Here is a 13,134-nt window from a genome sequence, read left to right as displayed (position 1 = left end):
GGCGGCGACGGACGCCGAGCGGGGCGGGAAGTTTGACGTGAGACTTGTGTCTCAGTATGATTCTTTCGTCTCATTTCTAGATTCTACAGGCCTGGTTGAGGCCTCACATATCGAGGCGCGCACCGAGTGTAGCCGCCCGCGGAGGAGCCATGATGCATGCAAATCAGCAGGTCTTTGTTGCGGCGACGTTCGACACCAAGGGGCAGGAAGCCGAGTACGTCGTGAACCTGCTCAAGCGCGAAGGGCTGGAGGTGGTGTCGGTGGATGTGTCCACCTCAGGCGCTGCCAGCACGGCGCAGGTGCAGGCGCAGGAAGTGGCCCGCAGCCATCCCGGAGGCGTGGACGCCGTGTTCACCGGCGACCGGGGCACGGCCATCGCGGCCATGGCGCTGGCCTTCGAACGCTACGTGGCCGGCCATGCCGGCATCGGCGCCATGCTGGGCCTGGGCGGCTCGGGCGGCACCGCGCTGATCACCCCCGCCATGCGCGCGCTGCCCATCGGCACGCCCAAGGTGATGGTGTCTACGATGGCGTCGGGCAACGTCGCGCCCTATGTCGGCCCGTCCGATATCGCCATGATGTATTCCGTGACCGACGTGGCGGGCCTGAACCGCATTTCGCGCCGCGTCCTGGCCAACGCGGCGGGCGCTATCGCAGGGGCGCATCGCATGGCTGCCGCCAACGCCGCCGGCGACGACGACAGCCGCCCCGCCGTCGGCATCACCATGTTCGGCGTCACGACCGCCTGCGTGCAACAAGTGACCCCCCTGCTGGATTCCCGGTATGACTGCCTGGTGTTCCACGCCACCGGCACGGGCGGGCAGTCGATGGAAAAGCTGTTGGACAGCGGCTTGCTTGCCGGCGTGCTGGACCTGACGACCACCGAAGTCTGCGACTTTCTTTTCGGCGGCGTGCTGGCCTGCACCGAAGATCGCTTTGGCGCCGTGGCCCGCACGGGCGCGCCGTATGTCGGCTCGTGCGGGGCGCTGGACATGGTGAATTTCGGCGGCATGGACAGCGTGCCCGAACGCTACCAGGGCCGCATGTTCTATCCCCACAACCCGCAGGTGACGTTGATGCGCACCACGGTTGAGGAAAACACGCAGCAGGGCGAGTGGATCGCCGCGAAGCTGAATCAATGCAATGGACCCGTGCGTTTCCTGATCCCGGAAGGTGGCGTGTCGGCGCTGGATGCGCCGGGCCAGGCGTTCTGGGACCCCGAGGCGGATGCCGCGCTGTTCGCCGCATTGGAACGCCACGTTGTGCAGACGCCGGACCGCCGCCTGCTGCGGGTGCCCTGCCATATCAACGATCCGCTGTTCGCCAAGACGGCGGTCGAACAATTTCTTGAAATCGCCACTAGCCATTAAGGACCGCCGTCATGCCGCGTTTTGATCGTAACGAACTGCTGGACAAGTTTCACGCCATGGTGCGCGCGCGCACGCCCATCGTGGGCGGCGGCGCGGGCACGGGGCTATCGGCCAAATGCGAGGAAGCGGGCGGCATTGACCTGATCGTCATCTATAACTCGGGCCGCTACCGCATGGCGGGCCGGGGTTCGCTGGCCGGGCTGCTGGCGTATGGCAACGCCAACGAGATCGTGGTCGACATGGGCCGCGAAGTGCTGCCCGTGGTGAAGCAGACGCCCGTGCTGGCGGGCGTGAACGGCACCGATCCTTTCTGCGACTTCGACGTGTTCCTGGACGATCTGAAACGCCAGGGCTTTTCGGGCGTGCAGAACTTTCCCACCGTGGGGCTTATCGACGGCACCTTCCGCGCCAATCTCGAAGAAACCGGCATGGGCTACGCGCTGGAAGTCGACATGATCCGCCTGGCCCACCAGAAGGGCATGCTGACCACGCCCTATGTGTTCAACGAGGACGACGCGGTGGCCATGGCGCAGGCGGGCGCGGACATCATCGTGGCGCATATGGGCCTGACCACGGGCGGTTCGATCGGCGCGGAAACCGCACAAACACTGGACGGCTGCGTGGCTGCCATCGACCGCATCGCCGCCGCCGCGCTGGCCGTGCGGCCCGACATCATCGTGCTGTGCCATGGCGGCCCCATCGCGACACCCGACGACGCCGCCCACGTGTTGCGCGCCTGCAAGCATTGCCACGGCTTCTACGGCGCCAGTTCCATGGAACGCCTGCCCACCGAACAGGCGCTGACCGCCGCCACGCGCGAATTCAAGAACCTGAGCTTTTGATCCGGGCCTGGCTTCAGCCTTGCTTGGGGCCGCGGCTGGCTGACACCTGTTTGCAGCCCGCGGGCAGCACCGCATCGCGTAAGTATTCGTGGATGGCGCGGATCAGCGCCTGGCTTGCCGGGCTTAGTGGATATTCCTTGTGCCGGATGATGCACACGGTGCGCACCACGGTCGGGCGCGCCAGCAGCGCATAGGCCAAGCCCGGTTCCAGCACCCGTTCGGCGGCCAGCGCGGGCAGTAGCGCCACCCCCAGCCCGGCCTTGACCAACGCGGCCTGCGAGGTGGTGCTGGACGCTTCATAGAAGGGGGCGCCCGCCTCAATCGGCAAGTCGGCGCGGGCGCGCAGCAGCGCCATGATGCCGGTTTCGTCCACCACCCCCACCAGCTTGCGCGCCGCCAGGTCCGACCAGCGCATGGTGCCGTCGCGGCCTGAACGCATGCTGTCGTCATCGGCGCGGTAGAGCACGCCGAAGCGGTCTTCCAGCAAGGGGTCAAAGCGTAGTCCCGGCGCATCGGCCCAGCGGCTGGTCAGGCCGAAGTCCACCTCGCGGGCGGCCACCTTGCGTTGAATTCGGCCGGAATTATCGTCGCTGAGGTAAAGGCGCACGGCGGGATATTGCGCCGCGAAAGCCTTCGCCGCCGGGGCAATGATCTGCGTGATGGCCGATGGCGCCGCCGCCACGCCCACGCGCCCGCGCTCCAGTGCGCCAAAACGCACCACGTCTTCGATCACGCCATCAAAATCGGCAAGCAGCCGCATCACCCGGGGCAGAAATTCCTCGCCCGCCGCGGTCAGCAGTACGCGCCGGCTGGTACGCGCAAAGAGCTGGGTGTTGAGCGCGTCTTCCAGTTGCCGCACCAGACTGGTCACGGAAGACTGGGTCTGGAAAAGACGCTTGGCCGCGTGCGTGAAACTGGACTCCTGCGCTACGGCGACGAAGGCGGTCAGGTGCTTCAGGGTGACGTGCTTGGGCAGACGATTCATTTCAAACGACGATAGATGGATCAATAAAAACAATTTTTCCAGATTGATCGGGCCGACGATACTAGGGCCTTCATCCAGGCAGGACGATCATGCGGCAGGAACAATTGGATCTGATCATTGAAGGCGGCTGGGTCATTGACGGACTGGGCGGCGCCAGGCGGCGCGCGGACGTGGGTGTGGCGGGCGAACGCATCGCGGCCATCGGCGACCTGTCGGGCGCCACCGCCGCGCGCCGGGTGGCAGCGCACAGCAAGATCGTGGCGCCGGGCTTCATTGATACGCACGGCCACGATGACCTGATGTTCGTGGAAAAGCCCGGCCTGGAATGGAAGACCAGCCAGGGCATCACGTCGGTGGTGGTCGGTAATTGTGGCGTCAGCGGCGCGCCCGCGCCCTTGCCGGGCAATACGGCGGCGGCGCTTGCGCTGCTGGGCGAAACGCCCTTGTTCGCCGACATGCATGCCTACTTCGACACCCTGCGCGCGCAGCAGCCCATGATCAACGTGGCGGCGCTGGTCGGGCACGCCAACCTGCGTCTGGCCGCCATGCGCGACCCCGCCGCCGCGCCCACGCCCGCCGAGCAGGACGCCATGCAGCGCATGCTGGCCGATGCATTGGCGGCCGGCGCGGTGGGCTTCAGCACGGGGCTGGCCTACCAGCCGGGCGGCGTGGCCGAGCAAGCGGAACTGGACGGCCTGGCGCGTGTGGCCGCGGCCCAAGGCGCGCTGCACACCAGCCACATCCGCAACGAGGGCGACGAGGTGGAAGCCGCGGTGGACGAAGTGCTGTCCGTGGGCCGCAACACGGGGTGCGCCACGGTGCTGTCGCACCACAAATGCATGATGCCGCGCAACTGGGGCAAAAGCCGCGCCACGCTGGCCAACATCGATCGGGCTCGCGCCGAGGGTATCGACGTGGCGCTGGACATCTACCCGTATCCTGGCAGCTCCACCATCCTGATCCCCGAGCGCGCCGACAGCATCGACGACATCCGCATCACATGGTCGGTTCCGCATCCGGAATGCAGCGGCGAAACGCTGGCCGATATCGCGGCGCGCTGGGGCTGCGACAAGACCGACGCCGCGCAACGCCTTTGCCCTGCCGGCGCCATCTATTTCGCGATGGACGACGCCGAGGTACAGCGCATCTTCAAACACGAATGCTGCATGGTCGGTTCTGATGGCCTGCCCAATGACGCGCATCCGCATCCCCGCCTGTGGGGCAGCTTCACGCGCGTGCTGGGCCGCTATGTGCGCGAAGCCCAACTGCTGACGCTGGAAGCGGCCGTGGCCAAGATGACGGCCTTGCCCGCGCGCGTGTTCGGCCTGGCCGGACGCGGCCAGCTCAGCGTAGGCGCCTGGGCCGACATCGTGGTGTTCGATGCGGACACCGTGGCCGACCGCGCCACCTGGGACGCGCCCACGCTGCCATCCGTTGGCGTGGAACACGTGCTGGTCAATGGCCAGCCGGTGTTTCCCGCCACGCCGGGCATGACACGGCCCGGCAAGATATTGCGGCGCGAAGCTGCTTACAACAACACCCCCAAGGAGATACACCCATCATGATGCGCAAAACCCTCATCACTGTCGCGTTGGCTACCGTGCTACCCGCCGCCCACGCCGCGTTTCCCGACCATCCCATCACCTTGATCGTGCCGTTCTCGGCCGGCGGCCCCACCGACATCGTCGGACGCGTGGCGGCGGCGAAAGCGGGCGAGATCCTGGGCCAGCAGATCGTGGTGGAAAACCGCACGGGCGCATCCGGCACCATCGGCATGATGGCTACCGCGCGCGCCAAGCCGGACGGCTACACCGTGGGGCTGGCCACCGTCAGCACTCATGGCACCGCGCCGCACCTGTTCCCCAAGCTGGGGTATGACCCGGTCAAGGACTTCACCCCATCAGCAACCTGGTCACCAGCCCCAACATCCTGAGCGTCAATCCGAGCTATCCGGCCAAAACCCTGGCCGAATTCGTCGAGCACGTGCGCGCCAATCCAAACAAGGACGGCTACGCCAACGCTGGCGCGGGCGGTGTGAATGATCTGGGCATGATCTGGTTCCTGCAACTGATCGGCGGCAAGATGAACAGCATTTCTTACCGGGGTTCGGCGCCCGCGCTGACCGACGCGGTGGGCGGTGTGGTGCCGGTGATCTTCGACAACTTCCCATCGTCGCTGCCCTACATCAAGAGCAAGCATCTGCACGCGCTGGCCATCACCGGCGCAAAGCGCAACCCGCGCCTGCCCGATGTGCCGACGTTTGCCGAGCAAGGCTACAAGGATTACGACGTGACCGCCTGGTATGGCGTGGTGGGTCCGGCGGGCATGCCGGCCGACGTGCGCGACAAGTTGGCGCAAGCCTTCGCACAAGCCATGCGGGACCCGGCCACCGCCGCCAAGATGGAAGAGACGGGCGCATTTCCGCTGGGCAATACCCCGGCTGAATTCGGTGAGCAGATCCGCACCGAGCGCGACCGTTGGAAGACGGTGATTGACCAGGCGCAGATCAAGCTGCAATAAGCCAGGCAGGCCTGGAACGCTTGGATAAGCAGGCCTAGTACACGTCGCGCCGGTAACGGCCGGCGTGTAGCAGCGCCTGCAGGGACTCGTCTCCCAGGATGTCTTCCAGTGCGGCCTCCACGCCGGCCGCCATGCCTTGCAGGCTGCCGCAGACATAGATCGCGGCGCCTGCCGCTACCCATTGCCGCAAGGCGTCGGCCTGCTCGCGCAGCACGTGCTGCACGTAGCGCCGTTGGGGCTGGTCGCGCGAATAGACCGTGTCCACCCGTTCCAGCGTGCCGTCTGCGCGCCAGGCGGTGATGTCGTCGTGGCAGAAGGCGTCATGCGCGGCGTTGCGCTCTCCGAATATCAACCAGTTGCGCCGATGGCCCGCCGCGCGCCGCGCCTTGATCAGCGCGCGCAGCCCGGCCAGGCCAGTGCCATTGCCCACCAGGATCATCGGGCGCGCATCGGCGGGCGCATGGAAGTTGCGATTGCTTCGCACGCGCAGGTCGATCTGCTCGCCGACCTCCGCCACATGGGTCAACCAGCCGCTACCCACGCCCAGGCCGCCGTCCGCGCTGCGCATCTGGCGCACCAGCAGGTGGATGGCGCCGTCTTGCGGCAGCGACGCGATGGAATATTCGCGGTGCGTTTGCAGCGGCCCGCTGCGCTTCAGGCGTGGACCAATTTCAGCGATATCGCCGGCCTGCCAGTGCGCGGGTTGGCCTGGCGGCGGCGTCAGCGTCAGCAGGTAGCACGGGTTGCCCTGGCTGCCGGGGTTCAGCAGCGTGCGGGTCGCCAGCCGCCAGGGCTCGTAGACCGGGGCTTGCCAATCGGGCAGGTCGCTTCGGCCCGTCAGCAGACCCAGATGATGCTGCCAGTGGCGCAGCGCGGCAGGGTCGTCGTTGTCCACCTCCACCAGGTCGAACAGCGGCGTGGCGCCTTGCGCATGCAGCCAGTCATTGAGCTGATGGCCAAAGCCGCAGAAGTGCGCGTATTCACTGTCACCGAGCGCCAGCACGGCGGTTTGCGCGCCGGCCAGCGCGCGCGTGGGCGGCGCCTGCATCTGGCTGGCGAAGGGGGCGGCCGAGTCGGGGGGATCGCCTTCGCCATAGGTGCTGACCACGAACAGCATGCGGCGGTAGCCCGACAGGCGGGTCAGGTCCAACTGGCCCAGCGCGGCTACGCGCACCGTCAAGCCGCCCGAACGCAGGGATTCAGCGGTTTGCGCCGCGAGGGTTTCGGCGTAGCCCGTCTGGCTGGCGTACGCGACCAGCAGCGCATCGTCGGCGGCGGGCGCGTTCAGGGTTTGCAGGGCCTGCGCCTGCCGCGCCATGTGCTGCTGTGTACGGCGCCATGCCCACAGGCACAGCAGCAGCCATAGCGTTATCACGCATGCCGCGGCAATCAAGCGGGTTGGACTCATGGGTTCAGCGTGCCAGGGTCTGGGCCTGGCGCGGGGTTTGTGTTTGGGCCTGTGTTTGGGTCAGCGTCTGGAATGCCGGCGTCGCAACGACGCGGTAGTCGTGGGCGTCGCGCAGGATGAACAGGGCTGCCAGGCCATGGCGGCGGGCATACGCCAGGCCGTCCGCTTCGCCCAGTACCGTCAGCACGGTAGCCAGCGCGTCGGCCTGCATGCATTCGCGGTGCAGCACCGATACCGACGCGACGTTGTTGCGTACCGGCTGGCCGGTACGCGGGTCGATGGTGTGGGCATAGCGCGCGTCGCCGCTACCCGCGTGGCGCCGATAGTCGCCCGACGTGGCGATGCTGTGGTCTTGCAAGGGCAAGGCCAGCGCGTGGTTGTCGCTGGCATCGGGTACTTCAATGGCCACGCGCCAGGGCTGGCCGTCGGGCCGCATGCCGCGCGCACGCAGTTCGCCGCCCACTTCCACCAGATACTGCGTGATGCCCAGCGCGTCCAGCGCCAGCGCCGCGCGGTCCACGCCATAGCCCTTGGCAATGGACGACAGGTCCAGATACGCGCCACCCGGCTGATACGCCGCCTGCCGCGCGGTATCCAACTGCACACGTTGCCAGCCACAGCGCGCGCGGGCGGCGTCGATGGCAGTGGGCGAGGGCGGTTCAAAGGCGCGCTGATGCGGGCCGAAACCCCAGGCATTGACCAGCGGGCCAACCGTGGGGTCGTAGGCGCCGCTACTGTCCTTGGCCAGCGCCAGCGCATGCCGCAGGACATGGAAGAATCCATCCGGCAGTGCCAGCCAACCGGTGGCGGACTGGTTGAAGCGCGTGATGTCGGACACCGATTCCCAGGTGCTCATCTGCGCCACCACCTCGTCCAGCGCGGCCTGGATGGCGTGCCGCGCTGCATCGTCGCGGCACCCGGCGGGCAAGGCCATGCGCGCGGACCAGGTGGTGCCCATGGTCGCCCCAGCCAGCGCTGCCAGGGTTAGTGACGGCAAGGGCATGGCGCCATAGGCCACGCGCACGGTAGGGGCTGCCATGCCGCGAGGCGCGTAGGACGGAGCAAGCGGCACGCGATTGTCCTGCTTTAAGGTTGCAGCACTTCGACGGTGCCGGCATAGGACAGGCGGCGCTTCTGCGCTTGCGGCACGCTGACCTTGGCGTCTTCCATGCCGGCTTCAATCCAGTACAGGCCGGGCTGCGGCCACTTGACCGAAAACTTGCCATCCTTGTCGGTGTTGAGCTTGATCTCGCCGACCTTGTCGCGATAGCGGCTGCCACCCGGCACCACGTTCACTTCCAGGTTGGCGGCGGGCTGGCCGTCCAGAAGCATCTGGAAGGTGGCGGCTTCGTCGGTGAACAAGTCGTTGGGGTGCGTCACCGGCGCCAGTTCCAGGCCACGGCCCACGGGCTTGATGGTGCTGGGCTTGCCCGCCGTGACGAAGGTTTCCACGCGGCCCAGGCTTTGCGACACCTCCAGGTCTTGCGCCTTGGCGGGCACGGCTTGCGCCATGCCTTCCACCTTGCCGAAGTAGCGCTTGTTCTTGCCGTCTTCCTTCCAGCGCGCGAACACGCCGTCGTTGACGACCGCCACGCGGTAGGTGCCGCTTTGCTTGAGCTGCAAATCGAAAGTGCTGCGCAGCTTGCCGCGGTTGATGTTCTCGGCGTCGGCGCTGCTGCCGTCAGGGGCGACGATAGCCAGGCCGTCCAGCCGCAGCGGCGCGTGGTTGAAATAGAACTTGTCGTTGCTGACGGCGGCGTCAACGGTGATCCAGCTATCAGTGCCCGACAGCACGGTGGACGACGGCACCATCCACACATCATGCGCGTGGACGGCGAAGGGCAGGCACAGTGCCAGGGCGGCGGCCAGTTTGGCGGCGGATTTCATGGTCGTGCTCCTTGAAGGCAAGGGGTGGGCATCAGGGTTTGAGGTTGAGCGCGATGGCGCCCAGTTCGTGTTCGCCTTGCGCAGTCAGTTGTTCGGCCTTTTGCGGCGGCCACTGGAAGGGAATGCGCAGCAATTCGCGGCCGCCTACTTCGCGCGCCGCTTCCACCACTACGGCGTATTGGCCGGGCTTGAGCGAGGCCAGCGGCTTGGAACCTGCGTCGAAGTTCAGCGCATGCTTGCCCACCGGCTTGGTCGCGCCGCTGACGCCGTCAACGGGAAACTGCTGGTTGCGGCCGCTGCGGCGCCACCACTGGCGCATGTCCTTGAGCCACTCGGTGCCTTCGTTGTTCTTCTTGGCCACGTCGTACCAGACGGCCAGATCGGTGGCCACGCTCTGGTCGGGGTTCTCGATCCAGATCGCCACGTAGGGGCGGTGGTATTCGGCCACATCCAGGCGCGGCACCTCGATGGACAGGCCGATGTCGGCCGCATTGGCCGTTCGGGCGATCGCGCCGGCCAGCAGGGCCGACAACAATAGTTTGCGCATGGACATCTCCAGGGGCGGATCGAAGGAATCAGTGGATGAAGAGCAGCGCCAGGACGACGGGGATCACGACGCCCAGCCCCACCATGGGCCAGGTCGCGCCGCGGTTGCCGGCGTGCATCTTCAACAGCACCAGCCCGGTCAGCGAAAAGACCAGACAGGCAACGGCGAAGATGTCCAGGAACCAGCTCCAGGCAAGGCCGGTGTTGCGGCCCTTGTGCAAATCGTTCAGGTAGGAAACCCAGCCGCGGTCGGTGCGTTCGTATTCCACGTCGCCGCTGCCCAGATCGATGGACAACCAGGCGTCGCCGCCCGCGCGGGGCAAGGACAGATAGATTTCGTCGGCCGACCATTCAGCGGTTTTGCCTGCCGCGCCGGCATCGAACGTGTCGTCCAGCCATTGCGCCACGGGGGCCGGCAAGGGCGCCTTCTTCTGCTTGGGCGGCGCCGTCAACTGCTTGAGCACGGCTTCGGGCAAGTGCGCCTGGCGGCTGGTCACCACGGCCTTCGATTCAATGTGCGAGGCGTTGTTCAGCGTGAGGCCGGTAATGGCAAACAGCAGCATCCCCAGCAGGCATAGCGCCGAACTGATCCAGTGCCATTGATGCAAGGTCTTGAGCCAGTAGGCCCGGCGCTTCGGAGTGGGTGGACTGTCCATGCGGGATTCGGTTTGAAGCGGCGGATTCTAACACTTAATGAGAATTACTCTTATAAAAGGACAGCCCGCGCGCGCAAGGTGATTTCAATTGATTTCGACGTGCGGGCGAGGCGAAGACCGTAGCGCTTGTTGACGGGATTCGACCCAAGCGGCGTCCGCGTTTTAGCCAGGTCCGCGCGTGGGCAGGTTATGCTGCTCCAGGTCTTTTTCTTGCGCCTTGGCCTTTGCCGGACGCCCCGACGCCCATGTCCGTTTATCAAACCTTGATCCCCTTGAACTTCCTGGCCGTGGGCCTGGGTGCCGTACTGGGCGCGTGGACACGCTGGTTGCTCAGCATGTGGTTGAACGTCGAGTCCTGGCCTTGGGGCACGTTCACCGTCAATCTGGCGGGCGGCTATTTGGTGGGCGTGGCGATCGCGCTGCTAGCCGGCCATCCGGAATGGCCCGCGTGGATCAGATTGGGTGTCATCACCGGCTTCATGGGCGCCTTGACCACGTTTTCCACGTTCTCGGCCGAAACGGTATCGATGCTGGAACGCGGCGCCTATGGCACCGCGTTGGGCTATGCGGGAATCAGCCTGGTGGGGTCGCTGGCGTTGACGGCGGCGGGCATCGCCACCGTGCATGTATTGCGCTGAAAGAACCGGGTACGCGGGGGGCAAAACGCGAGGGGCAAAACGCGGCGGAAGCGTTCCCGCGCGGTCCTGCGCCTTCGCACCCGCGCATCAATGCGCGCGGGGATTCAACACGCGAGCCGCCATCAGGCCGCTTTGCACCGCGCCTTCCAACACCCCGGGGTAGCCCGTGTCGGTCCAGTCTCCCGCCAGCGCCAAGGTGGGCCACGGCGTGGTGTTCAGCGGGCGCGTCAAACCTGGCACCGCGGCGAAGGTGGCGCGCTTTTCAATCAACAGTTCGGCTGCCGTCACTTCGGGCAGGGCAGGCAGGCGCGCGGGGTGGCGCGCCGCCTGTTCGGCAACCTGGTCGATCAACGCTTCGATGACCTGGCGGCGGTTGCGTTCCGCGATGCGGGTGGCGGCGCTGGCCACCACGGCAAGTTCGCCGGCCTTGGTGTCACCCGCCAATTGCGCGCGGTCGAACACCCACTGCCCGACGTGCCCGCGCGCGGCTTCCTCGCGCAGCATCATCATGGGTTCCGGCAAGCGCCAGGGGTCGGCCAGACGCACGTTCAGCGTGGCGATCGGCAGGTAGTCGAACGCCTTCAGCGCTTCCAGCAAGCCCATGGCGCCGGCTTCGCGCAAGGGCGCGTCCAGCAGCCGGGCGGCATAGGTGGGCGGCACGGCCAGCACGGCGGCATCAAAGCGTTCCTGGTTGACCACAATGCCGTCATCCGAGGGGTGCAGTTGGCGCACCGTGTTGCCGTAGCGCATGGTGACCTGGCGCGCGGCGGCGTCGGGCCAGAGCGCCGACAGGTCGGTGCAGGGCAGCAGCAGGTCGCTGTCTTCGCGGGCGCCGGCCAGGCTATCGCGCAGCACGCGCGCAAACAGCGCGGCGCTGGCGGTGGCGCACGGTGTGTTCAGCGCGGCCAGGCATAGCGGTTCCCAGAGCTGGCGGATCAGCACATCGGATTGCGCGTGATAGTGCAGCAGTTGCAGCACGGTCCAGTCGCGCGGGGGCGACCATGACATGGCTTTCAGGCCGCGCATCAGGCGCAGCGCGGCATAGCGGTCGGCCCAGGTCAGGCCGCGTGCGCGCAGAATGGCCACCGCCATGTGCAAGGGCGCGGGCAGCCGGGGGGCGGACAAACGGAAGCGGCCGTCCAGGCTGGCCAGCCGCAGCGGCCGGCGCATCAGCAGGGCGTCGGGGTTGCGTCCCACGCGGCGCATCAGCGCCAGCGTTTGCCGGTAGGCGCCTGCCAGCAGGTGTTGGCCGTTGTCCAGCGGCGCGTCGAACGATTCATGGAATACGCGGCGAGCGCGGCCGCCGGGCGTGTGGCCGGCTTCGAACACGGTGACCTTGGCGCCGGCCTCACGCAGCGCGATGCTGGCCGCCAAGCCGGCCCAGCCCGCACCGATAACCGCCGCCTTCACCGCGCCAACCGGCGGACCAGTCCGCGTCCGCCGCCCACCCACGTTTTCCAGGCCAGCCACAGCTTGCGCAGTGGCGTCAGCGAGATGCGCTGGTGCAGCACCTGCCAGTTGTCTTGTTCAATTTCATCGAGCAGCGCGTGGTAGATGGCCGCCATCATCAGGCCTGGGCGTTGCGAACGGCGATCCACCTCGGGCAGATTGCTCATGGCTTCGCGATACAGTTCGCGGGCGCGGTCGGCCTGGAATTTCATCAAGGCGCTGAAACGGTCGGAGTATTCGCCATTCAGGATGTCCGACGCCTTGACCTCGAACTGCTGCATGTCGTTGACCGGAATATAGATGCGGCCACGGCGCGCATCGTCGCCAACGTCGCGGATGATGTTGGTCATCTGGAATGCCAGTCCCAGCTTTTCGGCATAGACCAGCGTCTTGGGATCGCTATAGCCGAACACGCCGGCGGATAGTTCGCCCACCACGCCGGCCGCATGCCAGCAGTATTTGCGCAGGCCGGGCCAGTCCAGGTAACGCGTCTGGTCCAGGTCCATTTCCATGCCGTCCACCACGGCCAGCAGGCGCTCGCGGGTGATCGAACAGCTTTCCAGGTGCGGTTGCAGCGCGCGCGTTACCGGATGGTCGGGCTTGCCGTCGTACATCTGGTCGACCTGCGTGCGCCACCAGGCCAGCTTGATGCGGGCCAGCGACGGGTCGGTGCATTCATCGACCACGTCGTCCACCTCGCGGCAGTAGGCGTAAAGCGCCGTGATCGCGCGGCGGCGTTCGGGCGGCAAAAACAGGAATGAGTAGTAGAAGCTGGAACCGCTTTTGGCGGCTTTCTCCTGGCAGTATTCGTCAGGGGTCATAGATAGGCAGGG

At 66.6% G+C, this 13,134-nt stretch carries 12 protein-coding genes and 1 pseudogene; 5 read left to right on the top strand and 8 right to left on the bottom strand.

All coding sequences use genetic code 11. From position 1 onward, the window contains the following. The first annotated feature begins 149 nt into the window (after window positions 1-149). On the top strand, window positions 150-1,370 hold the full coding sequence (locus tag ELS24_RS19045; RefSeq protein WP_050445146.1) for a Tm-1-like ATP-binding domain-containing protein: 1,221 nt from the start codon (window positions 150-152) through the stop codon (window positions 1,368-1,370). Between the two features lie 11 nt (window positions 1,371-1,381). Beyond that, the gene (locus ELS24_RS19040) at window positions 1,382-2,212 is read left to right on the top strand and encodes a phosphoenolpyruvate hydrolase family protein (RefSeq protein ID WP_050445147.1); all 831 of its coding nucleotides are present in this window, start codon (window positions 1,382-1,384) and stop codon (window positions 2,210-2,212) included. A gap of 13 nt (window positions 2,213-2,225) precedes the next feature. Here the strand turns inward: ELS24_RS19040 and ELS24_RS19035 are convergent, their stop codons facing one another. Next, a complete protein-coding gene (locus ELS24_RS19035; protein WP_127185032.1) occupies window positions 2,226-3,197 on the bottom strand; it encodes a LysR family transcriptional regulator in 972 nt (323 codons plus the stop codon). 89 nt (window positions 3,198-3,286) lie between these two features. On the opposite strand from ELS24_RS19035, the gene ELS24_RS19030 reads away from it, so the two are divergent. Continuing rightward, window positions 3,287-4,762, top strand: a complete 1,476-nt coding sequence (locus ELS24_RS19030; RefSeq protein WP_050445149.1) for an N-acyl-D-amino-acid deacylase family protein — start codon at window positions 3,287-3,289, stop codon at window positions 4,760-4,762. Then, window positions 4,759-5,717, top strand: a pseudogene (locus ELS24_RS19025) (tripartite tricarboxylate transporter substrate binding protein BugE). The gene ELS24_RS19030 and the pseudogene ELS24_RS19025 overlap by 4 nt, the downstream one beginning before the upstream one ends. Before the next feature lie 34 nt (window positions 5,718-5,751). Here ELS24_RS19025 and ELS24_RS19020 read toward each other — a convergent pair. Genes ELS24_RS19020 through ELS24_RS19000 form a run of 5 tightly spaced genes read right to left on the bottom strand, consistent with a single transcriptional unit; the run spans window position 5,752 to window position 10,214 of the window. After that, window positions 5,752-7,125 (bottom strand): sulfite reductase subunit alpha, encoded by a 1,374-nt coding sequence (locus ELS24_RS19020; RefSeq protein ID WP_127185030.1) that lies wholly within the window; start codon window positions 7,123-7,125, stop codon window positions 5,752-5,754. A gap of 4 nt (window positions 7,126-7,129) precedes the next feature. Beyond that, window positions 7,130-8,164, bottom strand: a complete 1,035-nt coding sequence (locus ELS24_RS19015) for an FAD:protein FMN transferase (RefSeq protein WP_083447220.1) — start codon at window positions 8,162-8,164, stop codon at window positions 7,130-7,132. Between the two features lie 47 nt (window positions 8,165-8,211). Next, window positions 8,212-9,012 carry a DUF4198 domain-containing protein gene (locus ELS24_RS19010; RefSeq protein ID WP_050445153.1) on the bottom strand — a complete coding sequence of 267 codons (801 nt, stop codon included), beginning with the start codon at window positions 9,010-9,012 and terminating at the stop codon, window positions 8,212-8,214. A gap of 31 nt (window positions 9,013-9,043) precedes the next feature. Beyond that, entirely contained in the window at window positions 9,044-9,559 is a 516-nt protein-coding gene (locus ELS24_RS19005; protein ID WP_050445154.1) for a DUF2271 domain-containing protein, read from the bottom strand. Between the two features lie 28 nt (window positions 9,560-9,587). Then, complete coding sequence (locus ELS24_RS19000; RefSeq protein ID WP_050445155.1) at window positions 9,588-10,214, bottom strand: PepSY-associated TM helix domain-containing protein; 627 nt, start codon at window positions 10,212-10,214, stop codon at window positions 9,588-9,590. A gap of 245 nt (window positions 10,215-10,459) precedes the next feature. On the opposite strand from ELS24_RS19000, the gene crcB reads away from it, so the two are divergent. Beyond that, window positions 10,460-10,852 (top strand): fluoride efflux transporter CrcB, encoded by a 393-nt coding sequence (crcB, locus tag ELS24_RS18995; protein WP_050445157.1) that lies wholly within the window; start codon window positions 10,460-10,462, stop codon window positions 10,850-10,852. 87 nt (window positions 10,853-10,939) lie between these two features. On the opposite strand, the gene hpnE is transcribed toward crcB, so the two are convergent. Together hpnE and hpnD are read right to left on the bottom strand one after the other, a co-directional pair. Continuing rightward, window positions 10,940-12,262, bottom strand: a complete 1,323-nt coding sequence (gene hpnE / locus ELS24_RS18990) for a hydroxysqualene dehydroxylase HpnE (protein ID WP_050445158.1) — start codon at window positions 12,260-12,262, stop codon at window positions 10,940-10,942. Then, complete coding sequence (hpnD, locus tag ELS24_RS18985) at window positions 12,259-13,122, bottom strand: presqualene diphosphate synthase HpnD (protein WP_050445159.1); 864 nt, start codon at window positions 13,120-13,122, stop codon at window positions 12,259-12,261. Before hpnD ends, hpnE begins: the two co-directional genes overlap by 4 nt. Between the last annotated feature and the right edge of the window lie 12 nt (window positions 13,123-13,134).

The sequence above is a fragment of the Achromobacter spanius genome (assembly GCF_003994415.1).
Lineage (GTDB): Bacteria > Pseudomonadota > Gammaproteobacteria > Burkholderiales > Burkholderiaceae_B > Achromobacter > Achromobacter spanius_C.
The sequence above is the reverse complement of the archived record's forward strand: the minus strand, read 5'-3'. Positions and strand labels throughout refer to the sequence as shown.

Bases quoted from the DNA above. Each gene is read 5' to 3' on its own strand.
- ELS24_RS19035 (WP_127185032.1), bottom strand. From the start codon at position 3,197: ATGAATCGTCTGCCCAAGCACGTCACCCTGAAGCACCTGACCGCCTTC.
- ELS24_RS19005 (WP_050445154.1), bottom strand. From the start codon at position 9,559: ATGCGCAAACTATTGTTGTCGGCCCTGCTGGCCGGCGCGATCGCCCGA.
- ELS24_RS19030 (WP_050445149.1), top strand. From the start codon at position 3,287: ATGCGGCAGGAACAATTGGATCTGATCATTGAAGGCGGCTGGGTCATT.
- crcB (WP_050445157.1), top strand. From the start codon at position 10,460: ATGTCCGTTTATCAAACCTTGATCCCCTTGAACTTCCTGGCCGTGGGC.
- ELS24_RS19040 (WP_050445147.1), top strand. From the start codon at position 1,382: ATGCCGCGTTTTGATCGTAACGAACTGCTGGACAAGTTTCACGCCATG.
- hpnD (WP_050445159.1), bottom strand. From the start codon at position 13,122: ATGACCCCTGACGAATACTGCCAGGAGAAAGCCGCCAAAAGCGGTTCC.
- ELS24_RS19015 (WP_083447220.1), bottom strand. From the start codon at position 8,164: ATGGCAGCCCCTACCGTGCGCGTGGCCTATGGCGCCATGCCCTTGCCG.
- ELS24_RS19000 (WP_050445155.1), bottom strand. From the start codon at position 10,214: ATGGACAGTCCACCCACTCCGAAGCGCCGGGCCTACTGGCTCAAGACC.
- ELS24_RS19020 (WP_127185030.1), bottom strand. From the start codon at position 7,125: ATGAGTCCAACCCGCTTGATTGCCGCGGCATGCGTGATAACGCTATGG.
- ELS24_RS19045 (WP_050445146.1), top strand. From the start codon at position 150: ATGATGCATGCAAATCAGCAGGTCTTTGTTGCGGCGACGTTCGACACC.
- ELS24_RS19010 (WP_050445153.1), bottom strand. From the start codon at position 9,012: ATGAAATCCGCCGCCAAACTGGCCGCCGCCCTGGCACTGTGCCTGCCC.